This is a genomic window from Azospirillum brasilense (assembly GCF_001315015.1).
Lineage (GTDB): Bacteria > Pseudomonadota > Alphaproteobacteria > Azospirillales > Azospirillaceae > Azospirillum > Azospirillum brasilense.
Genome location: NZ_CP012914.1, coordinates 1,595,525 through 1,620,953, shown reverse-complemented (window position 1 = coordinate 1,620,953; position 25,429 = coordinate 1,595,525). Strand labels below are relative to the sequence as shown.

Annotated in this window: 27 protein-coding genes; 17 read left to right on the top strand and 10 right to left on the bottom strand. The window is 67.3% G+C overall.

The window, feature by feature from the left end; translation table 11 throughout:
- The first annotated feature begins 55 nt into the window (after window positions 1–55).
- Complete coding sequence (locus AMK58_RS07450) at window positions 56–922, top strand: helix-turn-helix transcriptional regulator (protein ID WP_035673728.1); 867 nt, start codon at window positions 56–58, stop codon at window positions 920–922.
- Here the strand turns inward: AMK58_RS07450 and AMK58_RS07445 are convergent, their stop codons facing one another.
- From AMK58_RS07445 to dapA, 3 genes are all read right to left on the bottom strand, one after another.
- Entirely contained in the window at window positions 923–1,951 is a 1,029-nt protein-coding gene (locus tag AMK58_RS07445; protein WP_059398776.1) for a class I SAM-dependent methyltransferase, read from the bottom strand.
- A 28-nt stretch (window positions 1,952–1,979) separates the two neighbouring features.
- Window positions 1,980–2,426, bottom strand: a complete 447-nt coding sequence (gene smpB / locus AMK58_RS07440) for an SsrA-binding protein SmpB (protein ID WP_035673712.1) — start codon at window positions 2,424–2,426, stop codon at window positions 1,980–1,982.
- A gap of 66 nt (window positions 2,427–2,492) precedes the next feature.
- Window positions 2,493–3,368, bottom strand: coding sequence for a 4-hydroxy-tetrahydrodipicolinate synthase (dapA, locus tag AMK58_RS07435; RefSeq protein WP_035673710.1), 876 nt, complete (start codon window positions 3,366–3,368; stop codon window positions 2,493–2,495).
- A 78-nt stretch (window positions 3,369–3,446) separates the two neighbouring features.
- Here dapA and AMK58_RS07430 point away from each other — a divergent pair, with 78 nt between their 5' ends.
- On the top strand, window positions 3,447–5,411 hold the full coding sequence (locus AMK58_RS07430; protein ID WP_035673708.1) for a lytic transglycosylase domain-containing protein: 1,965 nt from the start codon (window positions 3,447–3,449) through the stop codon (window positions 5,409–5,411).
- A gap of 263 nt (window positions 5,412–5,674) precedes the next feature.
- A complete protein-coding gene (locus AMK58_RS07425) occupies window positions 5,675–5,902 on the top strand; it encodes a hypothetical protein (RefSeq protein ID WP_035673707.1) in 228 nt (75 codons plus the stop codon).
- Between the two features lie 49 nt (window positions 5,903–5,951).
- Here the strand turns inward: AMK58_RS07425 and mltG are convergent, their stop codons facing one another.
- The 5 genes from mltG to fabD all read right to left on the bottom strand — a co-directional run bounded on the left by mltG (window position 5,952) and on the right by fabD (window position 10,441).
- Entirely contained in the window at window positions 5,952–6,953 is a 1,002-nt protein-coding gene (mltG, locus tag AMK58_RS07420) for an endolytic transglycosylase MltG (protein ID WP_035673704.1), read from the bottom strand.
- A gap of 26 nt (window positions 6,954–6,979) precedes the next feature.
- Window positions 6,980–8,242: a beta-ketoacyl-ACP synthase II gene (fabF, locus tag AMK58_RS07415; protein ID WP_035673701.1), complete on the bottom strand. Its 1,263-nt coding sequence runs from the start codon at window positions 8,240–8,242 to the stop codon at window positions 6,980–6,982.
- A gap of 87 nt (window positions 8,243–8,329) precedes the next feature.
- The gene (locus AMK58_RS07410) at window positions 8,330–8,569 is read right to left on the bottom strand and encodes an acyl carrier protein (protein ID WP_014240383.1); all 240 of its coding nucleotides are present in this window, start codon (window positions 8,567–8,569) and stop codon (window positions 8,330–8,332) included.
- A gap of 169 nt (window positions 8,570–8,738) precedes the next feature.
- Entirely contained in the window at window positions 8,739–9,476 is a 738-nt protein-coding gene (gene fabG, locus AMK58_RS07405) for a 3-oxoacyl-[acyl-carrier-protein] reductase (RefSeq protein ID WP_014240382.1), read from the bottom strand.
- A gap of 8 nt (window positions 9,477–9,484) precedes the next feature.
- Window positions 9,485–10,441, bottom strand: a complete 957-nt coding sequence (gene fabD, locus AMK58_RS07400; protein ID WP_035673614.1) for an ACP S-malonyltransferase — start codon at window positions 10,439–10,441, stop codon at window positions 9,485–9,487.
- Window positions 10,442–10,834: 393 nt separating this feature from the next.
- Here fabD and rpsF point away from each other — a divergent pair, with 393 nt between their 5' ends.
- From rpsF to AMK58_RS07350, 10 genes are all read left to right on the top strand, one after another.
- Window positions 10,835–11,272 (top strand): 30S ribosomal protein S6, encoded by a 438-nt coding sequence (rpsF, locus tag AMK58_RS07395; RefSeq protein ID WP_035673612.1) that lies wholly within the window; start codon window positions 10,835–10,837, stop codon window positions 11,270–11,272.
- Window positions 11,273–11,545: a 30S ribosomal protein S18 gene (gene rpsR, locus AMK58_RS07390; RefSeq protein ID WP_014240379.1), complete on the top strand. Its 273-nt coding sequence runs from the start codon at window positions 11,273–11,275 to the stop codon at window positions 11,543–11,545. It abuts the gene before it with no gap.
- 34 nt (window positions 11,546–11,579) lie between these two features.
- Window positions 11,580–12,536: a DUF2232 domain-containing protein gene (locus tag AMK58_RS07385; protein ID WP_035673610.1), complete on the top strand. Its 957-nt coding sequence runs from the start codon at window positions 11,580–11,582 to the stop codon at window positions 12,534–12,536.
- The gene (gene rplI / locus AMK58_RS07380; RefSeq protein ID WP_035673606.1) at window positions 12,536–13,102 is read left to right on the top strand and encodes a 50S ribosomal protein L9; all 567 of its coding nucleotides are present in this window, start codon (window positions 12,536–12,538) and stop codon (window positions 13,100–13,102) included. The genes AMK58_RS07385 and rplI overlap by 1 nt, the downstream gene beginning before the upstream one ends.
- 251 nt (window positions 13,103–13,353) lie before the next feature.
- The gene (locus AMK58_RS07375; RefSeq protein WP_051140227.1) at window positions 13,354–14,607 is read left to right on the top strand and encodes an SAM-dependent methyltransferase; all 1,254 of its coding nucleotides are present in this window, start codon (window positions 13,354–13,356) and stop codon (window positions 14,605–14,607) included.
- A gap of 182 nt (window positions 14,608–14,789) precedes the next feature.
- Complete coding sequence (locus tag AMK58_RS07370) at window positions 14,790–16,322, top strand: replicative DNA helicase (RefSeq protein ID WP_035673601.1); 1,533 nt, start codon at window positions 14,790–14,792, stop codon at window positions 16,320–16,322.
- Window positions 16,300–17,436: an alanine racemase gene (gene alr / locus AMK58_RS07365; protein ID WP_035673599.1), complete on the top strand. Its 1,137-nt coding sequence runs from the start codon at window positions 16,300–16,302 to the stop codon at window positions 17,434–17,436. The genes AMK58_RS07370 and alr overlap by 23 nt, the downstream gene beginning before the upstream one ends.
- Window positions 17,436–18,212, top strand: a complete 777-nt coding sequence (locus AMK58_RS07360) for an MlaE family ABC transporter permease (RefSeq protein WP_014240372.1) — start codon at window positions 17,436–17,438, stop codon at window positions 18,210–18,212. The genes alr and AMK58_RS07360 overlap by 1 nt, the downstream gene beginning before the upstream one ends.
- Window positions 18,213–18,220: 8 nt before the next feature.
- Window positions 18,221–19,012 carry an ABC transporter ATP-binding protein gene (locus AMK58_RS07355; RefSeq protein ID WP_035673597.1) on the top strand — a complete coding sequence of 264 codons (792 nt, stop codon included), beginning with the start codon at window positions 18,221–18,223 and terminating at the stop codon, window positions 19,010–19,012.
- Between the two features lie 103 nt (window positions 19,013–19,115).
- The gene (locus AMK58_RS07350; protein ID WP_035673594.1) at window positions 19,116–19,334 is read left to right on the top strand and encodes a hypothetical protein; all 219 of its coding nucleotides are present in this window, start codon (window positions 19,116–19,118) and stop codon (window positions 19,332–19,334) included.
- A 3-nt stretch (window positions 19,335–19,337) separates the two neighbouring features.
- On the opposite strand, the gene AMK58_RS07345 is transcribed toward AMK58_RS07350, so the two are convergent.
- Together AMK58_RS07345 and map are read right to left on the bottom strand one after the other, a co-directional pair.
- Window positions 19,338–19,928 carry an NUDIX hydrolase gene (locus AMK58_RS07345; RefSeq protein WP_035673592.1) on the bottom strand — a complete coding sequence of 197 codons (591 nt, stop codon included), beginning with the start codon at window positions 19,926–19,928 and terminating at the stop codon, window positions 19,338–19,340.
- Entirely contained in the window at window positions 19,925–20,752 is an 828-nt protein-coding gene (map, locus tag AMK58_RS07340) for a type I methionyl aminopeptidase (RefSeq protein WP_035673589.1), read from the bottom strand. Before map ends, AMK58_RS07345 begins: the two co-directional genes overlap by 4 nt.
- A 168-nt stretch (window positions 20,753–20,920) precedes the next feature.
- Between map and radA the strand changes: the two genes are divergently transcribed.
- The 4 genes from radA to AMK58_RS07320 all read left to right on the top strand — a co-directional run bounded on the left by radA (window position 20,921) and on the right by AMK58_RS07320 (window position 25,413).
- Window positions 20,921–22,321 (top strand): DNA repair protein RadA, encoded by a 1,401-nt coding sequence (gene radA / locus AMK58_RS07335; RefSeq protein WP_035673586.1) that lies wholly within the window; start codon window positions 20,921–20,923, stop codon window positions 22,319–22,321.
- A gap of 56 nt (window positions 22,322–22,377) precedes the next feature.
- Entirely contained in the window at window positions 22,378–23,064 is a 687-nt protein-coding gene (locus tag AMK58_RS07330; RefSeq protein ID WP_035673585.1) for a CvpA family protein, read from the top strand.
- A gap of 99 nt (window positions 23,065–23,163) precedes the next feature.
- Complete coding sequence (purF, locus tag AMK58_RS07325) at window positions 23,164–24,612, top strand: amidophosphoribosyltransferase (protein WP_035673654.1); 1,449 nt, start codon at window positions 23,164–23,166, stop codon at window positions 24,610–24,612.
- Between the two features lie 90 nt (window positions 24,613–24,702).
- The gene (locus AMK58_RS07320; RefSeq protein ID WP_035673583.1) at window positions 24,703–25,413 is read left to right on the top strand and encodes an SDR family NAD(P)-dependent oxidoreductase; all 711 of its coding nucleotides are present in this window, start codon (window positions 24,703–24,705) and stop codon (window positions 25,411–25,413) included.
- Window positions 25,414–25,429: the final 16 nt, after the last annotated feature.

Here is a 25,429-nt window from a genome sequence, read left to right as displayed (position 1 = left end):
GGGGCGCTGCGGACCTTGCCCGCGCGTCCCGGCGCCTCCTAGACTGGACGCCGCCATGAGACCGGACCTCCTTCCTGCATTGTCCCGCTACGCCGCCCGCGATCTCCGACCGGGCTCCGGCGATCGCCCGCACCGTCCCGAACTGTGGGCGTTCGTGGCCCGCGACCACGAACGCATCACGGATGTCCGCATAGAACGCACGGCCTTGATCGTGGTGATCGACGGTGCCAAGGAGGTCACCGACACCCGCGGCACCCACCAGTTTCCGAAGGGTTCGGCGATGCTTCTGCCGCCCGGTTGGATCGGCACGGTGGTGAACGCCCCGAGCGTGGCGACCGGGCATTACCGCGCCTTGATCCTGGAATTCCCGGGGGACATGGTCCGGCGGCTTCTCGACGCCCATCCCACCGCACGGGTCGGCACCCGGCAGCATCCGCGCGACTTCCGTGTGCCCCTCACGCCCGCTCTGGCCAGCGCGGTGGAGCACGCCGCCGCCGGCTTGGCCGCGGGTGCCGCACTCAGCCCACGCCTCGTCGAGCACCGCTGCATGGAAGTCCTGCTGGCCCTTCTGGACGCCTGTGTGTGGTGGCTCGGACACGGAATGCCCGGTGGCACGGCCGACGCGGTCCGCCAATTGGTCCGCGCCTATCCCGACCAGCCTTGGACAGCCAGGAGCGTCGCTGTCGAGATGGGCCTCAGCACGGGGACCTTGCGCCGACGCCTTGCCGATGAAGACGCCTCCGTACGGCGCATCCTGACGGAGGAGCGTGTCGCTCACGCCCGTCGGTTGCTGGAAAGGAACCGGCTGTCCGTGCAGGAAGCGGCGGAGGCCGTTGGCTACACCTCCCGCTCCCACTTCGCCCGACGGGTTCGGGCCGTTACGGGCGCGAACCCGTCGGACCTGCGTGGCGATCGTCGCTGATTACTTCGGCGTGCCCTTCCACACCTGGAACTGCGGCGTTTCCAGCAGCAGATCGGCATGGCCGAAGGCCGTCTTGAACAGCTTGCCCACCCCCGCCGTCCGCTGGGTCACCGCGACCAGCGAGCCGCGCAGCTTCAGATACTGCTTGGTGCCGGTGACCAGCGCCTCCAGCATCCCGAAATCCTCGTCCTTGCCGCGGTGGAGCGGCGGGTTAGAGACGATCAGTCCAAAGCGTTCGCGCGTGCCGAGCCCGGTCAGGCCGTCGCTCAGCACGCATTCCGCGTCCGGCACGTTCTGGCGGGCGGCGTGCAGCGCCACCGCGTCGATGTCCAGCAGGGTCAACCGGGCGTCCGGCGTGCGCTCGCGCACCGCTCGCGCAATCACCCCGGCGCCGCAGCCGAAGTCCAGGACGGCCGTGCCGGCCGCGATCTCCGGCAGGACCTGGAGCAGGCATTCCGTGCCGGTGTCGAGACGGCCATGGGCGAACAGGCCGGGGTAGGACACGAGATCCAGCGCCCCGTCGCGCCCTGGCAGCGGCAGGGCGACGGTCTCCCGCCAATCCTCCAGATTGCCCTTGGCCGCATCGCTGGTTCGGCGGGTTTCCAGCAGGCGGGCGCGGCGCTTGATGGTCAGCGTCTCCACGCCTTCCGCCAGTCCGTCGAAGCGCTTCGGCGCGGAGGTGATGCCCTCGTCGTTGCTGCCGGCGATCCACAGCGGCGCCCCCGCCGGCAGGCGGGCGGCCAGGGCGTGCAGAGCCATTTCGAAGGCGGCCCAGCCGCGCGGCAGGCGCAGGACCGCGCCGTCGAAGGCGCCGTCCGCCGGCCAGGGCGTGGCCGGCTTGCCGTCCACCCCCAGACGGTGCCAGGAGACGACCTCCGCCCTGCCCTCGGTCAGGGCCTCTTCCATGGCGCCGTCGGTGTCGCCGGCCACCAGGATGCGGCCCTGCGGGCGGCGGTCGGCCAGGGCCTCCGCGGCGACGCCGGCCACGGCGGAATCGCGGTCGGTCGCGCGGTTGGACAGTCGGCTCACAGGCTCTTTCCCTTTATCCTCTGGTTCCTCAACCCTTGTCGCGCATCAAGCGCGCCTTGTCGCGCTGCCACGACCGTTCCTTCTCGGACTCGCGCTTGTCATGCTTCTTCTTGCCAGTGGCGAGGCCGACCTCGACCTTGGCGATGCCGCGGTCGTTGAAGTAGACGGTCATCGGGATCAGCGTGATCCCCTTTTGCTTGATGGCGCCCATGAGCTTGCTCAGCTCGCGGCGGTGCACCAACATCTTGCGCGGGCGCTTGGTCTCGTGCTGAAGCCAGCGTCCCGCCTGCCCGTATTCCGGGATGTAGGCGTTGAACAGGTACAGTTCCCCGTTCTTGAGGCCGGCGTACGCCTCGTTGATGCTGGCACGGCCACCGCGCAACGACTTCACCTCGGTGCCGGTCAGGATCAGACCGGCCTCCAGGGTGTCTTCGATGAAATAGTCGAAGCGTGCGCGGCGGTTCTGTGCCGCCATGCGCCTTGGTTCGGGCTCGCGGGCGGCCACGTATCCTCCTTCCCTGGGGCGGGGTGCTGCCGTCCCTTAGGACAGCAGCCCGGCCTTCTTCATCGCGTCGCGGACCGTGGTCCGCGTGCTCTCCGACGCGGCGACCATCGGCAGGCGGACCTCGTCCGAGGACTTGCCGAGCAGGCTGGCGGCGTATTTCACCGGGGCCGGACTCGTCTCCACGAACATGGAATCGTGCAGCGGGGTCAGCAGGTCGCGGTACTTGTAGGCGGTGGCGAGATCGCCCTTCCGCCAAGCGTCCTGCATCGCGGCGCACTGGGCCGGCGCGATGTTCCCCGTCACCGAGATGCAGCCGACACCGCCCTGCGCGTTGAAGGCCAGCGCCGTCGCGTCCTCGCCCGAGAGCTGGATGAAGTCGGGACCGACCTCCTGCAGCAGGCGGACCGGGCGGGCCAGATCGGCCGTGGCGTCCTTCACGCCGATGATGTTCGGCAGCTTGGCGAGGCGGGCCATCGTTGCCACCGACATATCCACGACACTGCGGCCGGGAATGTTGTAGATAACGATCGGCAAATCCGCCGCGTCATGGATCGCTTTGAAATGCTGGTACAGACCTTCTTGCGTCGGCTTGTTGTAATAGGGCGTGACGACCAGCGCCGCGGTGGCGCCGGCCTTCTTGGCGTGCTGGGTCAGCGAGATCGCCTCCTCGGTGGAGTTCGACCCGGTGCCGGCGACGACCGGAACCTTCCCGCCCGCGGCCTCGATGCACAGCTCGACGACCCGGTTGTGCTCCTCGTGGGAGAGGGTGGGCGACTCGCCCGTGGTGCCGCAAGGCACGAGACCGTGGGTGCCCTGCGCAACCTGCCACTCGACGAAGGACTGGAAGGCGGCCTCGTCCACTTTCCCGTTTTTAAACGGGGTCAAAAGAGCGACGATGGAACCGTACAACATGCCTGCCACCTCCGACGGACTACAAGAAAAGTGTCGCGCACCTTAGCCGCACCCGTTCCCCCGAGCAAGAGCGCCCGGATGATCATCCGACATGCCACCCGTTCCGCCATTGCCGCCGCCCTGCTGGGGCTGATCGTGCTGGCCCAGCCCGCCGGGGCGGCCAGCCTGACGGCGCAGGACCTCGCCGTCTACCGGCAGGCCTTCAAGGCCGCCGACAACGACCGGCACGACGAGGCGCTGCGCATCGCCGCCCAGGCCTCAAACAAGCTGCCGGCCAAGGTGATCCGCTGGATGGCCCTGGCGACTCCCGGCGGCGGCAGCTTCGACGAGATTGCCGCCTTCATCCGCGAGAACGGCGACTGGCCCAACCAAGCGCAGCTTCGCCGTCAGGCGGAAAAGGCGATGCCCATCGACCTGGACGAGGACCGGGTGCTGGCTTGGTTCAAGCAGTACCCGCCCCTGTCCAACGAAGGCTTCATGCGCCACGCCGACACGCTGCTGGCGACCGGCAACGCCGAGCGGGCGGTCCGGATGGTGCGCGACCGCTGGGTGGAGGCGAACTTCACCTCCGCGGACGAGGAGCAGTTCCTCGCCCGCTACCGCTCCCATCTGCGTCCGCAGGAGCATAAGGCGCGCATCGACCGCCTGCTGTGGGAGCGTCAGGAAGCCGCGGTGCGGCGCATGCTGCCCTTCTTCGACGAAGCCTACGATCTGCTGATCGAGGCGCGGATTGCGCTGGACAGTGACGCCAGGAACGCCGACGCCGCCTTGGCGCGCGTTCCCGCCTCCCTGCGCAACGATCCGGGCCTGCTGTTCGACCGCGCCCGCTACCGCCGCCGCAAGGGCGACGACGCGGGGGCGCTGGAGATCATCGTCCAGGCGCCCAAGGACATGGGCCGCCCGCAGGCCTGGTGGACCGAGCGCCACATCCTGGCCCGCCGCGCCATGGTGAACGGCGACCACAACCTCGCCTACCGTCTGGTGACGGCGCACGGGCAGACCGAGGGCAACGGTGCCGCGGAGGCGGAATTCCTCGCCGGCTTCCTGGCGCTGCGCTTCCTTGATGATCCGTCGAGCGCTTTCAACCACTTCCACAAGCTCTACCGCTCCGTCGGCGCGCCGATCAGCAAGGCGCGCGGCGCCTACTGGTGCGGACGCGCGGCCGAGGCGCTGGGCCAGACGGCGCAGGCCAAGGACTGGTACGCCAAGGCCGCCCAGTTTGGCACGACCTTCTACGGCCAGCTTGCCGCCCGCCACGCCGGGAACGGGCGCATTGCCCTGCCCGCAGAACCGCGCGTCTCCAACGCCGACGCCACCGCCTTCGAGCGGCGGGAGGTGGTGCGAGTGACCAAGCTGCTGGCCGAGATCGAGGGCAACACCGACGAGCGGGTGACCGCCTTCCTGCGCCGCATCAGCCTTGACGCCAAGGAGCCGGCGGATTACGTGCTGGCCGCCAAGCTGGCCCGTGAGGTCGGGCGCCGCGACCTCGCCGTCGCCGCCGCGAAGGACGCCGCCCAGAACGACGTGTTCCTGGTGGAAGCCGGCTACCCGATGATCGAGAGCCGCCCGTCCGCTCCGGAGATCGCCCTGGTGCACGCCATTATCCGGCAGGAAAGCACCTTCAACACCCGCGTGGTGTCGTCGGCCGGAGCGCGTGGCCTGATGCAGCTCATGCCCGGAACGGCGCAGCTGGTCGCCGGCAAGCTGGGCGTCAAGCATGACAACGCCAAGCTGATCAGCGACCCGGACTACAACGTGCGGCTCGGCTCGACCTATCTGGCGGACATGATCGACCGCTTCAACGGCTCCTACATCATGGCCATCGCCGCCTACAACGCCGGTCCGACCCGCGTGCGTCAATGGATCGACACCTACGGCGACCCGCGCGGCGAAGCCGTCGACGCCGTGGACTGGCTGGAGCTGATCCCGATCTACGAGACCCGCAACTACGTCCAGCGGGTCATGGAGGCTATGCTGGTCTACCGCGCCCGCATCCAGGGCGCCAAGGCGGAGCTGAACCTGGATAAGGAAATCCGTCGATGAATTCCCGGCGGCCCCTCGCCCATCTCGGACGACGGGCCGCCGGATCGATCAAAACCGAATATTCGAAAGTCACAAAAGCCAGCTTATCTCTGTCACATACCAAAATCGAAATCGTCCAAATTTCGTCATTTTCGTCTGAAGTGGTAACTCTTCTTCCTATCCGGAAGATGAATTGCATTTAATGCTCTATTAACCACAAGCCGACAGAATTCTCTCGCACGGACGGACCGTGTTTCTCTTTATTCCGTGATTGGGAGCCTACCATGCCAGCACCGATGGTCGCCGATGAAGTCCGCCAGGCGTGCCGCATCCACGCGCGCCTTTTAGACGCCTTCATCGCCTTGACGGAACAGGAGTTGGCGCAACTCGCCCCTGGTTTCGCCGAGGAAAGCCTCATGGAATCGCTGGAGAAGATGCGGGCCGCCCGCAAGAGCTACGGCGCCCTGGGCGGTGTCGTCGCCCTCGAAATGGTGGCGTCGAACGCCGCCTGACCGAGTGCGTTGCGTTCGGGTCGGCCTTCCGTTCGGGAACAGGGGACCGCTAATCCTGCGGCGTGTCCCCGTTGCCCGCACCACCCGACTGCCGGCGCTGCACTTCGCGCCATTTGGCGACGTTCCGGTTGTGATCCGGCAAAGTCTTCGCAAAGACATGCCCGCCGGTGCCATCGGCGACGAAATACAGGAAGTCGTGCTTTTCCGGGTGCAAAGCCGCCTGGATGGACGCCCGCCCCGGATTGGCGATCGGGCCCGGCGGAAGCCCAGCCGCGACGTAGGTGTTGTAGGGCGACTCGAATTTCCAGTCATTCCGGGTCAAGGCCCGCCCCAACTCCCCGCTACCATCGGTCAGCGCGTAGATCACGGTCGGGTCCGACTGGAGCTTCATGCCGGTCTCCAGGCGGTTGACGAAGACCCCAGCGACCTTGGCGCGCTCAGCGGCGACGCCGGTCTCCTTCTCCACGATGGACGCCATGGTCAGCGCCTGCTCCGGAGTCTCGTAAGGCAGGTCCGGACCACGATTCTTCCAGGCGTCGTTCAGCGCCTGGGTCATGGCATGCTGCATCCGCTCGACCAGGGCCGAGCGCGAATCGCCGTAAGAATAATGATAGGTTTCAGGGAGTACGGTTCCGTTCTTCGGAACCGTTTTCAACTCGCCGGATAGCGCCGGTTCGGCGTCGAGCAAGGCCACCACCTGGGCGGAGGTCAGCCCCTCCGGCACCGTGAAGCGGCGAACCACGGTCTTGCCCTGGCGCAGCATCTCCAGCACACCGTCGACGCTGATCCCCGCCGGGAAGGCGTATTCGCCCGCTTTCAATGGTCCCCGGAGCTTTGCGGCGAACAGGAAGAGGATCGGAGAGTCGACGACCCCCGCATCCTCCAAGGTCAGCGCGATCGCTTCGAGCCCGCTGCCGCGCGGGACGACCACCGTCTCGGCATGCTCAAGGGGTCCGGGGGCCATCACGCGGAGGGCACCCCAGAACGCCAAGCCGCTGCCCGCGGTGAGGACGGTCAACGCCCCCGCCGCGATTCGGAGGCCCCAACCCATCGGCGGTCTCCGCGATGCTTCGCCGTTCAGGCGAAATCCTTGAAGATCAGCGAGGCGTTGGTGCCGCCGAAGCCGAAGGAGTTCGACAGCGCGGCCCGCACACGGCGCTCCTGCGCAACCTTCGGAACGAGGTTGACGCCGAGGCAGCTGTCCGAAGGATTTTCGAGGTTCAGCGTCGGCGGAACCAAGCTGTGGTTGATCGCCTTGATCGAATAGATCGCTTCGACCGCACCGGCAGCCCCCAGCAGGTGGCCGATGGCCGACTTGGTGGAGGACATGGCGACGTTGTCCATCGCCGCGCCGAACAGCCGCTTCACCGCGCCCAGCTCGATCTCGTCGCCCAGCGGCGTCGACGTGCCGTGCGCGTTGACATAGTCGATGTCCGACGGCTCCATTCCGGCCCGCTTCAGCGCGTTGCGCATGGCGCGGAAACCGCCGTTGCCGTCCTCCGCCGGGGCGGAGATGTGGTAGGCATCGCCGGACATGCCATAGCCGACCACCTCGGCATAGATGTGGGCGCCGCGCTTCTTGGCGTGCTCCAGCTCTTCGAGGACGACGACACCGGCACCCTCGCCGATCACGAAGCCGTCGCGGTCCTTGTCGTAGGGACGCGACGCCTTCTCCGGCGTGTCGTTGAAATTCGTGGACAGGGCGCGCATGGCGGCGAAACCGCCGACGCCCAGGCGGCTGACCGCCGCTTCCGTGCCGCCGGCGACCATCACATCCGCGTCACCCAGCATGATCAGGCGCGAAGCGTCGCCGATGGCGTGCGCGCCGGTCGAGCAGGCCGTGACCACCGCGTGGTTCGGGCCCTTGAAGCCGTGCTGGATGGAGATGTGGCCGGACGCCAGATTGATGAGGCAGGCCGGAATGAAGAAGGGGGAGATGCGGCGCGGCCCCTTTTCGGCCAGGGTGACCGCACCATCGGCGATGCCCGGCAGGCCGCCGATGCCCGAGCCCACCATGACACCGGTGAGTTCGCGCTCCTCCTCGGTCTGGGGAACCCAGCCGGAATCCTTGATCGCTTCGTGGGCGGCGGCGATGGCGAAGATGATGAAATCGTCCATCTTCCGCTGGTCCTTCGGCGGAACGAAGGCATCGGGGTTGAACAACCCGTCGCCATCCCCGCGCGGAACCTGCCCGGCAACTTTCGAGGCCAGATCGGAGGCGTCAAAACCCGTGATGGCGCGAATGCCCGATTGGCTGGCGGTCAGACGCTCCCAGTTGAGCTTGTGGCCGACACCGAGCGGCGTGACCAGACCAAGGCCGGTAACGACGACACGTCTCATGGGGTATTCCTTGACCTTTCCTCGGAAAACTCAGCGACGGCCAGGCCACTTTGGAAAAGCTGCCTGGCCTTCTTGCGCCACGCCTGATCAGGCGGCGGCGTTCGCCTTGATGAAGTCGATGGCGTCCTTCACCGTCAGAATCTTCTCGGCGGCGTCGTCCGGAATCTCGCAGCCGAACTCCTCCTCGAAAGCCATAACCAGCTCGACCGTGTCGAGGCTGTCGGCGCCGAGATCGTCGATGAAGGAGGCGTTCTCCGTCACCTTCGACTCCTCGACCCCGAGGTGGTCCACAACGATCTTCTTAACGCGCTCGGCGACATCGCTCATTTTTTAAGACCTTCCAATCCTTGAGACCGCTCGGGCGAATTCGGCCGGCTCAACACGCGGCTGCGTGCCTTCCTGCCACAAAAAGCCCCGTCCGATAACACATTTTTAGAGCCTTGACCAGCGCCCGCGGGAACCGGTCCGAACCTGTGGTTCAGGCAGCGAATCCGCCTCAGATCATGGCCATGCCGCCGTTGATGTGCAGCGTCTGGCCGGTGACATAGGCGGCCTCATCGCTCGCCAGGTACACGACTCCGGCGGCGATTTCCCCCGGCTCGCCCATGCGGCCGGAAGGAATGGCGGTGAGCAGCTTGTCCTTCTGCTCGGAATTCAGGGCGTCGGTCATCGCCGTGGTGATGAAACCCGGCGCGACGCAATTCACGGTGATGCCGCGCGACGCGACTTCCGCGGCCAGCGACTTCGACATGCCGATCATGCCGGCCTTGGAGGCGGCGTAGTTGGCCTGGCCGGGATTGCCGGTGACGCCGACGATCGAGGTGATGCCGATGATGCGGCCCCAGCGGCGCTTCATCATACCGCGCAGCACGGCGCGCGACAGGCGGAAGGCGGCGGTCAGGTTGACGTCCAGCACCGACTGCCAATCGTCGTCCTTCATGCGCATGGCCAGCTGGTCGCGGGTCAGGCCGGCGTTGTTCACCAGGATGTCGATCTGGCCGAGGGCGGCCTCCGCGTCCTTGGCGAGCTGCTCGGTTCCGGCGGCGTCGGCAAGGTTGCCGGGCACCACCAGGGCGCGCTCGCCCAGCTCGGCGGCGAGCGCCTCCAACGGGGCGACGCGGGTGCCGGACAGGGCGACGGTGGCGCCCTGAGCGTGCAGCGCGCGGGCGATCTGCGCCCCGATGCCACCCGAGGCGCCGGTGACCAGCGCCTTCTTTCCGGTCAGGTCGAACATGGAATGCCTCACAGGGTCTTCAGGAACGATTCGACGTCGGCCGGGCCCTGAACGGAGGTGCCGGCCAATTCCTTGTCGATGCGCTTGGCGAGACCCGACAGCACCTTGCCGGAGCCGAGTTCCACCAGGGTGTCGACGCCCTGCTCCTTCATATAGAGCACACTCTCGCGCCAGCGAACCATGCCGGTCACCTGCTCGACCAGAAGGCGGCGGATCTCGTTGGGGTCCGACACGGCGGACGCGGTCACGTTGGCAACCACCGGAACCGCCGGCGCGCCGATCGTCACGTTGGCCAAGGCTTCGGCCATGGCGTCGGCGGCGGGCTGCATCAGCGGGCAATGGAAGGGCGCGCTGACCGGCAGGCGCACGGTGCGCTTCAGCCCGCGCTCCGCCGCGATCACGATGGCGCGCTCAATGGCTTCGGCATGACCGGAAATCACCACCTGACCCGACGAGTTGTCGTTCGCGACGGTGCAGACCTCGTCCTGCCCCGCGGGGGTCTTGGCGGCGTCGGCGGCGATGGCCTGGGCCTGCTCCAGTTCGGCGCCCAGCAGGGCGGCCATGGCGCCCTGCCCGACCGGCACCGCCTTCTGCATGGCTTGGCCGCGCAGTTTCAGCAAGCGCGCGGTGTCGGCCAGCGTGAAGGCGCCGGCGGCGCACAGCGCCGAATATTCGCCGAGGGAATGGCCGGCGACGAAAGCCGCGTGCCTGGTCAGGTCGAGCCCGCCCTGGTCCTTCAGCACCCGCAGAACGGCGACGCTGACGGCCATCAGGGCCGGCTGGGCGTTCTCGGTCAGCGTCAGGTCCGCCTCGGGGCCTTCGAACATCAGGCGGGACAGGCGCTGGTTCAGCGCGTCATCCACCTCTTCAAAGGTGAGCCGCGCGACCTCGAACGCCTCGGCCAGCTCACGGCCCATGCCGACGGCTTGGCTGCCCTGGCCCGGAAAGACGAACGCCCTGGTCATGCTGTCTGGGAACCCTAGTAAAAAGGCGCGCCACCCGCGGCGCTGCCGTTGAATTCGGCGACAGTCATACCCGGCCTTTCGGGCAAGTCAAGCGATGCTCAACGTTGAAGGGCTGGAATTGGTGCCTTTCTGTTGCATTTCCCGCATTTTTTCATTGCTGCGATGCAAGGGCGAATGGAGAACAGGGCCTTTCCAAGCCCCGTCGACGACGGCGACGGCGGAATCGCCCGGCGGCTCGTGTTTCCGCTTGCCGGGATAGGGCTTTTGTGCATACTGCGCCGCTTCATAACTCCTTGCCGGTGGCCCGCGTGCCGCCGGCTAGGCCCGGGCGGCTGATTCCATCCATAGGGGACGGGGTGCAGCGCCGGACCATGAACAGCCATGGGGAGTACGATGGCTCTTTACGAGTGCGTGCTGATCGCGCGCCAGGACATCTCGGCCGCCCAGGCCGAGCAGCTCGGCGAGCAGTTCGCCCAGATCATTCGCGACAACGGCGGCCAGGTCGCCAAGACCGAATACTGGGGTCTGAAGACGCTCACCTACAAGATCAAGAAGAACCGCAAGGGTCACTACACCCTGTTCAACCTTGACGCCCCCGCCGCCGCCGTCCTCGAGATGGAGCGCAACATGGGCATCAACGAGGACGTGCTGCGCTTCATGACCGTCCGCGTCGATGCGCTGGACGCCAACCCGTCGGTGATGATGCAGAGCCGCGGCGAGCGTGGTGACCGCGGCGATCGCGGCGACCGTGGCCCGCGCCGCTTCGACGATCGTGGCCCGCGCCCGCCGCGCCGCCAGGAGCCCACCGTTGCCGAAGGGGAGAACGCCTAAATGTCCGACAAGCAGACCTCGGGCGCTCCGGCCCGCACCGGTGGCGGTCCCCGCCGTCCGTTCTTCCGCCGCCGCAAGACCTGCCCGTTCTCGGGCGCGAACGCCCCGGCGATCGACTACAAGGACGTCAAGCTCCTGTCCCGCTTCATCTCCGAGCGTGGCAAGATCGTGCCGAGCCGCATCACCGCGGTTTCCGCGAAGAAGCAGCGCGAGCTCGCCCGCGCCATCAAGCGCGCCCGTTTCCTGGCCCTGCTTCCCTACGTGGTGAAGTAAGGACCCGAAGCGGACAACAGGCAAAGGCAATCCCATGGCCTCGCCCCTGGCCGCCCCTCTGGCGGCTGCCATCGGTGTCGGCGTGGTCAGCGCTTTCTTCTACCTCGCCGTTTTGTTCGGCGGGTTCGGGGCGCTGATCCTGGGCTATCTGGCGCCGCTGCCGCTGTTCCTCGCGGGACTGTGGCTCGGCTCCACCGCCTCCCTTCTCGCCGGTGCGGCGGGAACGGTCGCGGTCCTGGCGGTGTCGTCCAGCGTCCTGGTGTCTCTCGCCTATCTGGTGACCGCGGCTGTCCCGGTCATCCTGGTGGTGCGGCAGGCGCTGCTGGCGCGGACGGCTCCCGACGGGAGTGTTGAATGGTATCCTCCGGGCCGGCTCCTGATGGCGCTGACCGGAATGGGACTGGCGGGCCTTCTGGGCGCCGCGGTTCTGACGCTCGATCAGCCCGGCGGGCTGGAGGGCGCGGTGCGGGAAACGCTGAGCCGCATGGCGGACCAGATGTTCTCCGCGCAGGGTCAACAGGCCCCGGATCCGCAGGACATCTGGATGGCCGAGGTGTTGCCGGGCTTCGCGGTGATCTCATGGCTCGTCATGACGATCGTCAACGGAGCCCTGGCGCAAGGCGTCCTGATGCGGTTCGGCCGCAACCGGCGCCCCGCCATGCGGCTGGACGATGTGGAACTGCCACGGTGGCTCGCCACCGCGTTCCTGCTGGCCATGGTGGCGGCCTCGCTGGCGTCGGATCCGGTCGGGTTCCTCGCGGTCAACGCCGCACTGGTCCTGGCCTTGCCATTCGCCTTTGCCGGGCTTTCGGTGGTGCATGTGTTCGCCCGAAGCCGATCGGCCAAGCTGCCGATCCTCATCGGGTTCTACATGTTCCTGTTTCTTTTCGGTTGGCCGATCGTGCTGATGGTCGGTCTGGGCATGATCGAGCAATGGATTGGGCTGCGTCGCCGTCTCCGGCCCGCCGGCCCCGATCAGGAGGACGAGTGATGGAAGTTATTCTGCTGGAGCGGGTCGAGAAGCTCGGCCAGATGGGCCAGGTCGTGAAGGTGCGTCCCGGCTTCGCCCGCAACTATCTGCTGCCGCAGAAGAAGGCCATGCGCGCCACCAAGGCGAACATGGCGTTCTTCGAGAAGCAGAAGGCCCATCTGGAGGCCGTCAACCTGGAGCGCCGCAAGGACGCCGAGCAGGTGGCGACCAAGATGAACGACGTGTCGGTCGTCGTGATCCGTCAGGCCGGCGAGACCGGGGTGCTGTACGGTTCGGTGACCCCGCGCGACGTCGCGGACGCTCTCGACGCCGCCGGCTACAAGGTCGACCGCAAGCAGGTGTTGATCGAGACTCCGATCAAGACGCTGGGCCTGTTCAAGCTGCGCGTCGTCCTGCACCCTGAGGTGAGCATCTCCGTCACGGTGAACGTCGCCCGCTCGCAGGAAGAGGCTGAATTGCAGCGTTCCCGCGGCGGCATGGTCACTGCGGCCGACCTGCGCGACGACGAGGACGAGATCGAGGAGGCCCCCGAGGCCGCCGAGGCCGAGGTTTCCGAGGAGGGCTGACCGCCCGCTCAACGAGACCAGTCCGCTCGTCCGGAAGCCGCCCGCCCCCCAAAAGGGGCGAGGCGGCTTTTCCGTTTTCCGCACTCCGCCACATCCAGCCCCTCCCCCTTCCGGATGCGCCGGACGCCCCGCCCCCTGCCCCGTCCGGTGGGTTGCCTCTCCCCGTTCCGAACTCCGACTCTCGTTCCCGGTGATTCGCTCGCGGCGAAGGAACCAGACCGAGTCGTGTTCGACGGATGAGGAGATGCGCGATGCTGCTTGCCCGCCTGCTCAGCCCGGCCCTGACCGCCGGCGCTCTGGACATCGTCGGGGCCGATGGGCGGAGGCACCGCGTGGGGGTCGGCACGCCCACCCTCACGCTGCGTCTGCACGACAAGGCGCTGCACCGCGACCTCGTGGTGAATCCGCGTCTGCGCTTCGGCGAAGCCTACATGGACGGCCGCCTGTCCATCGAAGGTGGCTCGGTCTATGATTTCCTGGCACTGCTGAGCGCCGGGACGGACAATGTCCAGGGCGTCCTGGGCAATCTGCGAGAAGCCCTCTCACCCGCGCTGCGTCTCATCCAGCAGAGCAATCCCCTGCGTCGGTCGCAGCGCAACGTGGCCCATCATTACGACCTGTCACGGTCCTTCTTCGAGCTGTTCCTCGACCGCGACCTGCAATATTCCTGCGCATACTTCCCCACTCCGGACACTGGGCTGGACGAGGCGCAGGAGGCCAAGAAACGGCACATCGCGGCTAAGCTGCTGCTTCAGCCGGGCATGCGTGTCCTGGACATCGGCAGCGGCTGGGGTGGCATGGCGCTCTATCTGGCCCGCATGACCGGCGCCCAAGTCACCGGAATCACGTTATCCCGCGAACAGCTCGCCGTGGCGCGGGAGCGGGCGGCCCATGCCGGACTGGCCGGTCAGGTCCGCTTCGAGTTGCGCGACTACCGGCAGATGGACGGCCGGTTCGACCGCATCGTCTCGGTCGGCATGTTCGAGCATGTCGGGGTGCCTCATTATCCGGCCTTCTTCGTCAAGCTGCGCGACCTGCTGGCCGAGGACGGGGTCGCGTTGCTTCATGCCATCGGCCGATCGGATGGACCGGGCTCAACCAACCCGTGGTTCCGCAAATACATCTTTCCCGGTGGCTACTCGCCCGCCCTGTCGGAGGTGATCCCGGCGGTGGAAAAGGCCGGGCTGTGGAACACCGACGTCGAGATTCTGCGCCTTCACTACGCCGAGACGCTGCGCCACTGGCGGGAGCGGTTCGCGGCACGGCGGGAAGATGCCCGCGCGATGTACGATGAGCGCTTCTGCCGGATGTGGGAGTTCTATCTGGCGGGGGCCGAGATCAGCTTCCGCTACCAGGGGCACATGGTTTTCCAGATGCAGATCGCCCGCTCGCTGGGAGCCGTTCCGCTCGTCCGCGATTACATGCAGCGCGCCGAAACGGCCTTGGCCGACGCCGTGCCCCGCCCCCTGCGCACCGGCCGGAACGTCGGTGCCAGCAACGCTTGACCAGAGGTGTCCGCGCCACATCGGCCCACAGGTTTTGCTCCGGCCCAAGCTCTTGATAGAACTTTTGAATTCCGCCTTACCCCCAGCTTTCACCGGCTGTGGGCAAAAGTTACTCACAGGAATGTGGGTATCCTTAACCCGATCGCACAGCTTTGCGTCCCGCCCTTTGCTAAAGTGCCGCCATGGATGACAAGACCACCCAGCTTTTCGAGCCGCGCCCCCTCGACGGCGGGCTGTCCCGTGCCGCTGCCGTGAAGCCGACGGCGGAATACCGCACGCCGCCGCACAACGAGGAGGCCGAACAGGCGCTGCTCGGCGCCATCCTGGTGAACAACAAGGCGTATGAGAAGGTCGGCGAGTTCCTGCGCGCCGAGCATTTCTACGACCCGGCGCACCAGCGCATCTTCTCGGCCATTGCCAAGATGGTGGAGCGCGGCCAGATCGCCAATCCGGTGACGCTGAAGGCCTATTTCGATAACGACGTCGAATTGGCACCGGATGGTGGCGCCGGCTATCTGGCGCAGCTCGCCGCCAACGTCGTGACGGTGGTCAACGCGGGCGATTACGGCAAGACGATCCACGACCTCTTCCTGCGGCGGCAGTTGATCGAGGTCGGCACCGACATGGTGAACGAGGCGTATCAGCACGACCTCGACATCGACGCCATGGACCAGATCGAGACGGCGGAAAAGCAGCTCTTCGACCTCGCCTCAACCGGGGACGTGCGCGGCGGCTTCGTCGCCTTCTCCGAGTCGCTGAAGGCGGCCATCGCCACGGCGGAGACGGCCTTCCGGCGGTCCAGCCACGTCACCGGCGTGACCACCGGCCTGCGCGACATGGACCGCAAGTTGGGTGGCCTGCACCCGTCGGACCTCATCATCCTCGCCGGGCGCCCCTCCATGGGCAAGACGGCGCTGGCCACCAACATCGCCTTCAACGCCGCCAAGGCGCACATGCGCACCAACGGCGGCGAGGGCGCGCCGGTCGGCTTTTTCTCGTTGGAAATGTCGGCCGAGCAGCTCGCCACCCGTATCCTTGCCGGCGAGGCCGAGGTGTCGGGCGACAAGATCCGCCGCGGCGAGATCAAGGACAGCGACTTCCCCAAATTCGTGGCGGCCAGCCAGGAACTCAGCCGTGTCCCCTTCTTCGTGGACGACACGCCGGCCCTGACCATCGCGGCGGTGCGCACCCGCTGCCGCCGGCTGAAGCGCACGCACGGTCTGGGCATGGTGGTGGTGGACTATCTCCAGCTCCTGCGCGGCGGCTCGACCAAGGGCAACGAGAACCGCGTGCAGGAGATCTCGGAGATCACCCGCGGCCTGAAGGCCATCGCCAAGGAATTGGAGGTGCCGGTGCTGGCGCTGTCCCAGCTCAGCCGCGCGGTGGAAATGCGCGAGGACAAACGGCCGCAGCTCGCCGACCTGCGCGAATCGGGCTCCATCGAGCAGGACGCCGACGTGGTGATGTTCGTTTACCGCGAACAGTACTATCTTGAGCGCGCCGAGCCGGCCCGCCGGCCGGAGGAGACGGAGGACAAGTACAACGACCGCTACGCCAACTGGCAGAAGCGCTACGCCGAGGTGCACAACACCGCGGAGGCGATCATCGCCAAGCAGCGCCACGGCCCGATCGGCAGCGTCCGCATGTTCTTCGACGGCCAGTTCACCAGATTCGGCGACCTCGACACGACCCATGACTTCGGCCCCACTGAGTGATCCGCTGGCACGCGCCGGCGCCGTTCTGACCATCGACCTCGGTGCGGTGGTCGCCAACTGGACGCAGCTCCGCGACCGGGTGGCGCCCGCCGAGTGCGCCGCCGTGGTCAAGGCGAACGCCTATGGCCTGGGAGTGCAGCGCGTCGTTCCGGCGCTCGCCGCTGCCGGCTGCCGGACCTTCGTGGTCGCCCAGTTCGATGAGGCCCTGGCGGTGCGCGCCGTGGCGCCGACGGAGGCCCGCGTGCTGTCGCTGGGCGGCCTGCCCGCTGGCACCGCACCCGACTTCACGGCCCACCGCATCCTTCCGGTTCTGAACCATCTGGGCGACATCGCCGCGTGGCAGGCCCACGCCAAGGCGCAGGGAACGGCCCTTCCCGCCGTCGTCCACATCGACACCGGCATGAACCGACTCGGGCTCGGCCCGGACGAGCTGGACACGCTGGTCGGGGACCTCTCCCGGCTGGAGGGGGTGGACGTCCAGGTGTGGATGACCCACCTTGCCTGCGCCGACGAAGACTCGGTGATGAACAGCCAGCAGCTCGGACGCTTCCGTTCGGCGATCGGGCGGCTTCCCACGGCCAAGGCGAGCTTCGCCAATTCCTCCGGGATCTTTCACGGAACGGCCTTCCATTTCGACCTCGTGCGGCCCGGCTGCGCACTCTACGGCGTCAACCCGACGCCCGCCGCGTCGAACCCGATGCGGGACACCATCCGGCTCGACGCCCGGCTGCTTCAGGTGCGCAACGTTGACAGCCCTATGACCGTTGGCTACGGTGCCACGCACCGCGTTGCGGCGAGAGGAAAAATCGCAACCATCGCAGTGGGTTATGCCGACGGATATCTGCGCTCGCTCAGCGGGCGCGGCCATGTCTTCGTCAACGGCGTGGCCGCTCCGGTGGTTGGGCGTGTTTCGATGGATCTGGTGACGGTGGATGTCAGCCACCTTCCCGACGAGGCGGTGACGCCCGGCGGGCTGGTGGAGCTGATCGGCCCGAACCGCCCGGTGGACACCGTGGCGAGCGAGGGCGGCACCATCGGCTACGAGATCCTGACCTCGCTGGGCGCGCGTTACCACAGGGTCTACCGCGACCCACCGCCGCCTGAGGTCGCTTGATGGGTTTCCTTGCCGCCACCGGACGGGCCTTCCTGATCTTTCTGGAAGCCACCGGAAAGCTCGCCATGTTCACCGGCGCCGCCTTGTCGCACTGCGTGCGTCCGCCGTTCTACCCACGGCAGATCCTGCGCCAGATGATCGACATCGGCTATTACTCGCTGCCGGTGGTCGGGCTGACCGCGCTGTTCACCGGCATGGTGCTGGCGCTGCAGAGCTATTCCGGCTTCTCCCGCTTCCAGGCGGAGGGCGCCATCGCCACGGTGGTTGCCCTGTCGGTGACGCGCGAACTGGGGCCGGTGCTGGGCGGCCTGATGGTCGCCGGGCGCATCGGCGCCGCGATGGCCGCCGAGATCGGCACCATGCGCGTGACCGAGCAGATCGACGCGCTGTCGACGTTGTCGACCAACCCCTTCAAGTATCTGGTGGCGCCCCGCCTGATCGCCGGGCTGGCCATGCTGCCGCTGTTGGTGCTGGTGGCGGACATCATCGGTGTGTTTGGCGGCTTCCTGGTCGGCGTCTACCGGCTGGACTTCAACCCAGCCTCCTACATCGGCCGGACCTGGGAGTTCCTGGAACCGGTCGACGTGATTTCCGGCCTCGTCAAGGCGGCGGTGTTCGGCTTCATGGTGTCGCTGATGGGCTGCTATCACGGCTACCATTCCCGTGGCGGCGCCCAGGGCGTGGGTGCGGCGACGACCAACGCGGTGGTGTCGGCCTCCATCCTGATCCTGGTGTGGAACTACCTCATCACCGGCATCTTCTTCTCGACGAAGTGAGCGACTCCATGTCCCAGGTTCCCCCCGCTCATCCGCCGAAGATTTCGCTGAAGAACGTGCACAAGGCGTTCGGACCGAAGGTCGTGCTCAACGGCATCGACCTGGAGGTCGGGCGCGGCGAATCGTTGGTCGTCATCGGCGGGTCGGGCACCGGCAAGTCGGTGATGCTGAAATGCATCCTCGGGCTGCTGTCGCCGGACAGCGGCTCCATCCGCGTCGATGGCGAGGAGACGACGAAGCTGCGCCCGCGCGAGCGCGAGAAACTGCTGCACAAGTTCGGCATGCTGTTCCAGGGCGCCGCCCTGTTCGACAGCCTGAAGGTCTGGGAGAACGTCGCCTTCGGCCTGATCCAGGGCGAGCACATGCCGCGCGCCAAGGCCAAGGACATCGCCATCGCCAAGATGGGCGCGGTCGGACTCGGCCCGGAGGTGGGCGAGCTGTTCCCGTCGGAGCTGTCGGGCGGCATGCAGAAGCGCGTCGGCCTCGCCCGCGCCATCGCCGACGAGCCGGAGATCATCTTCTTCGACGAGCCGACGACCGGCCTCGACCCGATCATGGCCGACGTGATCAACGAGCTGATCGTGAAATGCGTGAAGGATCTCGGCGCCACCGCCGTCACGATCACGCACGACATGGCCTCGGCCCGCAAGATCGCCGACCGCGTGGCGATGATCTACCAGGGCCGGATCATCTGGACCGGCCACGCCAACGACATCGACCATTCCGGCAACCCCTATGTGGACCAGTTCGTCCATGGCCGGGGCGAAGGACCGATCAAGATGCAGGTGCGGGCGCTGTAAAGCGCCGCGGCGCCGGTTCGTGCAATATTAACCTGCCGCCCGGTAGGGTCGGCCAGAACGAACGCCGGCCACGACAGGCCGGCGTCCCATCGGAGAGACGAGCATGGCGGACATCACCACGAACGGACTGGCCTTCGCGAGCTTCATGCTGAGCGCCAAGATTCTGGAGACGCTCCAAGCCAAGGGGCTGCTGACCAACGAAGAGACGGTGCAGACGATCAAGAACGCCCACGAGCAGCTCCTCAAGAACGACAACCAGCTGTCGCTCGAAGCCGCCGACGCGCTCGCCCATTTCTTCGCCGGCCCGACCGACGGAAAGTGACCGTCAGGGCACCGGACGCACCGCCGACCGCGCGAGATTGTCACGCAGGTCCGGCAGCAGAACGGCGCCCAGCATGGCGATGACCGGCAGCAGGGCGTAATCGCCCGCTGCCGCCGCGGCGAACAGCTCCGCACGGGTCAGCAGCTCCAACCGCATTTCCTCCAGGTCCCCGGAGTCCGCCTCGGCCACCTTCCGGGCGTTACGGGCGTGGAACATATGGCAGACGCAACCGCGCTGGTTGCCCTGCACCACGTAGGAGCCGAGCGCGGTCCAGTCCTCCGCGGCGTAGCCGGTTTCCTCCAGAAGCTCCCGCTTCGCCGCGGCCAGCGGATCCTCACCGGGGTTCAGGGCCCCGGCGGGAAAAGTCTGGCTGACGCGCCGCGGGCCATGCTTGTAGGTGCGCAGCATCAGGACGCGCCCATCCTCATCCTCAACGAACATCTGGACGAAGTCCATCTGCTCGACCTGATAGAAGTTCTCCACCCGCCGGCCCTCCGGCGTCTCGATGGTCTCGGCGTGCACCTTCAGGAAAGGTCCGGCATCGAGGAGGGTTCGGCGCTCCAGGACCGTCCAGGGCTTCAACTCCCCGCTCATGCCGCGTCGGCCCCGGCAACCGTCCCATAGGGCGGCTGGGTGAAGCCCGCCGGCGACAGGGTGAAGATCTCGCAGCCCGTCTCCGTGATGCCGACCTGATGCTCGAACTGGGCGGACAGGGAGCGGTCGCGGGTGACGGTGGTCCAGCCGTCCGACAGGATCTTCACGTCCGGCTTGCCGGCGTTGAGCATCGGCTCGATGGTGAAGACCATGCCGGGAACCAGCAGAACCCCGGTGCCGCGCTTGCCGAAATGGTCGACATGCGGCGCGTCGTGGAACACCCGCCCGATGCCGTGCCCGCCGAAGTCGCGCACCACGCCGTAGCGGTGGGACTCGGCCAGGGTCTGGATGGCGTGGCCGATGTCGCCCAAATGGTTGCCCGGCTTGGCCTGCGCGATGCCGGCCATCATCGCCTTATAGGTGATGTCGACCAACTTGCGCGCCTTCACCCCGATCTTGTCGCCGACGAAGAACATTCGGCTGGTGTCGCCGTACCAGCCGTCCAGGATCACCGTCACGTCGACGTTCACGATGTCGCCGTCGACCAGCGTCTTGTCGTCGGACGGAATGCCGTGATTCACCACATGGTTCGGCGAGATGCAGCTCGCCGCCGGATAGCCTTGATAGCCGAGGGTTGCAGGGATGGCGCCGTTGTCCCGCATGAAGGTTTCGATCAGCCGGTTCAGATGGCCCGTGCTGACCCCCGGCACCACCTGGGGCGTGATGTGGTCGAGCGTCGCCGCGGCCAGCCGCCCGGCCTTGCGAATCGCCTCGAACTCCTCCGGGCCGTGCAGCGGGATCTTCCGCGCGTCCTTGTCCGCCACCGTGTCACCTCACATCCGTTGTTCATCGTGGTTCCGGGACAGAACCTACCACCGGAACAGCCGAGAAAAGCCCCAGCTTTTTATCACCTCTGCCATAGGATTTAGAACGTCAGCTTGCTATATGTGGGGCGCCTACCCCCTTCCATCGCCCAACCCATCGCTGGACCTTTGGCAAAGCCAACCACCCGCTACGTCTGTCAGGCCTGCGGCGCGTCCTTCCCGAAATGGGCGGGCCGCTGCGACGCCTGTGGCGAATGGAACACCCTCGTCGAGGAAGCCGCTCCGGAAGCCGCCCCCAAGGGATTGGGCGTGGCGCGCGGACGCCGGCTGGACTTTGTGGGACTGGCCGGGTCCAGCGAGGCGCCGCCGCGCCGCATGACCCGGATCGAGGAATTCGACCGCGTCTGCGGCGGCGGCCTCGTCCCCGGATCGGCGATCCTGATCGGCGGCGACCCCGGCATCGGCAAGTCGACCCTTCTCCTCCAGGCCATGGCCCGGCTGTCGCAGGAACACCGCTGCGCCTACGTCTCCGGCGAAGAGGCAGTGGACCAGGTGCGGCTGCGCGCCGTCCGGCTGGGCTGCGCCGCCGCACCGGTCCAATTGGCCTCGGCGACCAGCGTGCGCGACATCGTCGCTTCGCTCGACGGAACCGACGGGCCGGAGGTGGTCGTCATCGACTCGATCCAGACCATGTATGTGGACAATCTGGACAGCGCCCCCGGCACCGTCGCCCAGGTCCGGGCCTCCGCGCAGGAACTGATCCGCGTCGCCAAGCGGCGCGGCTGCGTCCTGCTGCTGGTCGGCCACGTCACCAAGGAAGGCACCATCGCCGGCCCCCGCGTGCTAGAGCACATGGTGGACACGGTGCTCTATTTCGAAGGCGAGCGCGGCCACCAGTTCCGCATCCTGCGCGCGGTGAAGAACCGCTTCGGCGCGACGGACGAGATCGGCGTGTTCGAGATGACCGACGGCGGGCTGGGCGAGGTCGCCAACCCCTCCGCCCTGTTTCTGGCGGAACGGCGCGGCGACGTGTCGGGCGCCGCGGTCTTCGCCGGCATGGAGGGCACCCGCCCGGTGCTGGTCGAGGTTCAGGCGCTGGTCGCCCCCTCCCCGCTCGGCACGCCGCGGCGCGCGGTGGTCGGCTGGGACTCGGCGCGGCTCGCCATGGTGCTGGCGGTTCTGGAAGCGCGCTGCGGCGTGCAGATCGGCGCCAACGACGTCTATCTCAACGTGGCCGGCGGGCTGCGCATCACCGAGCCGGCGGCCGACCTCGCGGTCGCCGCGGCGCTGGTCTCCTCGCTGACCGGGGAGCCGGTGCCCGCCGACGCCGTGGTCTTCGGCGAGATCGGCCTGTCGGGCGAGGTGCGCGCCGTGGGCCAGAGCGACGCCCGGCTGAAGGAAGCCGCGAAGCTGGGGTTTTCAACGGCGATCTTTCCGGCTAGACGGAACGGCAAGAAGCCGGGGCGCGGCGACACCGGCCTGAAATCGGTCGAACTGCAGCAGCTCAGCGAATTGCTGCCGCTGTTCCAGGCCGGTTCGGGATCCCGTCCGCCGCGCGGCCGGGATTGAAGCGTCTGATTTGATACGAGCATCTGAAGCGAAAGCGCACGAGGCGTAGCGGCGTTATGGACACCTTCCCGATCAACCCGGCGGATCTGGCCGTCATCGTGGTGCTTCTGCTGGCGGCCCTGCTGGCCTTCACCCGCGGCATGGTGGCCGAGGTGCTGTCGGTCGCGGCCTGGGTGGGCGCGGCGCTGATCACGCTGAACGCCCTGCCCCACGTGCTGCCCATCGCGCAGACCTACATCCACGTCGAGATGGCCGCCTACGCCGCGTCGGCGGTGGCGCTGTTCGTCGTCAGCCTTGTGGTTTTGACAATACTGGGCCGCGTCGTGTCGCGCGGGGTGCAGAATTCCGGCCTTTCGGCGCTCGACCGCTCGCTGGGCTTCGTGTTCGGCCTGCTGAAGGGTGCAATCCTCGCCTCCGTCGCCTATCTCTTCTTCGCCTGGCTGGTGCCGAACCCGGCGGAACATCCGGCGTGGCTGCAGAACGCCAAGACCCGGCCGATGCTGGTGTCCGGCGCCGCCATGATCTACGAGGTGATGCCGGACTCGCTGCGCAAGGACGGGCTGGGCCAGATGGACATGGCGCGGGAGCGCGCGCGGCAGGCGGTGGAGGCCAAGGAGGCCCTGGACCGCCTGTCCACGCCGGTTCCCGGCGCGCCGAAGACCGGTGGTGCGTCGCAATCCGATACCGGCTATAAGGACCGGGACCGCGGCGACCTTGAGCGACTGATCCAGAACGCACGCTGAACGCCGCATGGTGCAGAGTGCCTGTGAGTAACGCCCCGCTGGCAAGGAGCCGCCGGGGCAATGCCCTTTGGTGATGCTGTGTATGACGAGGATCTTTCGATGCTGACGACGCATCCGTTCGACGACGACAAGCTGCGCGAGGAGTGCGGCGTGTTCGGCATCCACAGCCATCCGCAGGCGGGGGCCATCACCGCGCTCGGCCTGCATGCGCTGCAGCATCGCGGCCAGGAAGCCTGCGGCATCGTCAGCCACGATGGCGACCGCTTCCATCTGGAGCATACGCTCGGCCTCGTCGGCGATCACTTCTCGTCGGAAGCGATCATCGGCAAGCTGAAGGGCCCGCAGGCCATCGGCCACGTCCGCTACGCCACCACGGGCGATACGACGATCCGCAACGTCCAGCCGCTCTATGCTGATTTCGAGTTCGGCGGCTTCGCGCTGGCCCACAACGGCAACCTGACCAACGCGCACACGCTGCGCCGTCAGCTTGTCCGCCGCGGCTGCCTGTTCCAGTCCACCACCGACACCGAGACCATCGTCCACCTGATGGCCATCGCCCGCGGCGGCTCGCCGGTCGACCGGCTGATCGAGGCGGTGCGGCAGGTCGAAGGCGCCTTCTCCCTGGTGGCGCTGACCCCGAACGAGGTGATCGGCGTGCGTGACCCGCTGGGCGTCCGCCCGCTGGTCCTGGGCAAGCTGGGCGACACCTACATCGTGACCAGCGAGACCTGCGCCCTGGACATCGTCGGCGCCGAGTATGTGCGCGACGTCGAGCCGGGCGAGATGGTCGTGCTGAACGACCAGGGCGTGCAGAGCCTGCGCCCCTTCCAGCCGCAGGGCCGCCGCTTCTGCATCTTCGAATACATCTACTTCGCCCGGCCCGACAGCGTGATGGAGGGGTCCTCCGTTTACAACGCCCGCCAGCGGATCGGCGCCGAGCTGGCCCGCGAATCGGGGATCGAGGCCGACGTGGTGGTGCCGGTTCCCGACAGCGGCGTGCCTGCGGCCCTCGGCTACGCCACGCAGAGCGGCGTGCCGTTCGAGCTGGGCATCATCCGCAACCATTATGTCGGCCGCACCTTCATCGAACCGACCGACCAGATCCGTCATCTGGGCGTGAAGCTGAAGCACAACGCCAACCGCGCCATGATCGAGGGCAAGCGGGTGGTGCTGGTGGATGACAGCATCGTGCGCGGCACGACCTCCAAGAAGATCGTCGAGATGGTGCGCGCCGCCGGGGCGAAGGAGGTGCACATGCGCATCTCCAGCCCGCCGACCTCGCACCCCTGCTTCTACGGCATCGACACGCCGGAGCAGAGCAAGCTGCTCGCCCACCGCATGTCGGTGGAGGAGATGCGCGACTTCATCCAGGCCGACAGCCTCGCCTTCATCTCGCTGGACGGTCTCTACCGAGCCATGGGTGCGGAGCGCCGCGACCCGCAGAAGCTGACCTTCTGCGACGCCTGTTTCACCGGCGACTATCCCATCGCGTTGACCGATGCGCTGGACCACCCGCCGGTCGAGGCGAACGTCCGCATCCGCGCCTGACCGCCTGACCACCGCCGCGACGGGCCGGCCGCAACCCAGCGGACCGGCCCGTTTGCCAATCCCGCTACCGAACATCGTCGAGTCGCCGCCATGTCCCGTCTTTCCGGCCGCACCGCCCTCATCACCGGCGCCTCGCGCGGCATCGGCGCCGCCGTCGCCAAGCGCTTCGCCGCCGAAGGCGCCCACGTCATCCTCGCCGCCCGCACTGTCGGCGGCCTTGAGGAGACCGATGACGCGATCTTCCAGGCCACGGGCCGGAACGCCACGCTGGTCCCGCTGGACCTGCGGCAGTTCGACAAGATCGACCAGCTCGGCTATTCGATCTTCGAGCGGTTCGGGAAGCTCGACATCCTGGTCAGCAACGCTGGCGTGCTGGAAGCGCTGGGGCCGGTCGCCCATTACGATCCAAAGCTGTGGCAGCGCGTGATGGACGTGAACGTCACGGCCAACTTCCGCCTGATCCGCTCCTTCGACCGCCTGTTGCGCGCGTCCGACGCGGGGCGCGCCATCTTCGTGACGTCGGGCGCCGCGAACGCGCCCTACCCCTACTGGAGCCCGTACGGGGCCAGCAAGGCGGCGCTGGAGATGATGGTGAAGACCTACGCGATGGAAATCGCCTCGTCGAACCTGCGCGTCAATCTGATCGATCCCGGCATCGTGGCAACCAAGCTGCGCATGCAGGCATTCCCCGGCGAGGACCAGACCAAGCTGGCCCAGCCGGACGACGTGACCGAGGCCTTCGTGGCGCTGGCGGAAGCATCCTGCACTCGCCATGGCGAGGTGGTGTCGGCGCAGGGATGACTTGCGGATCTCTCTC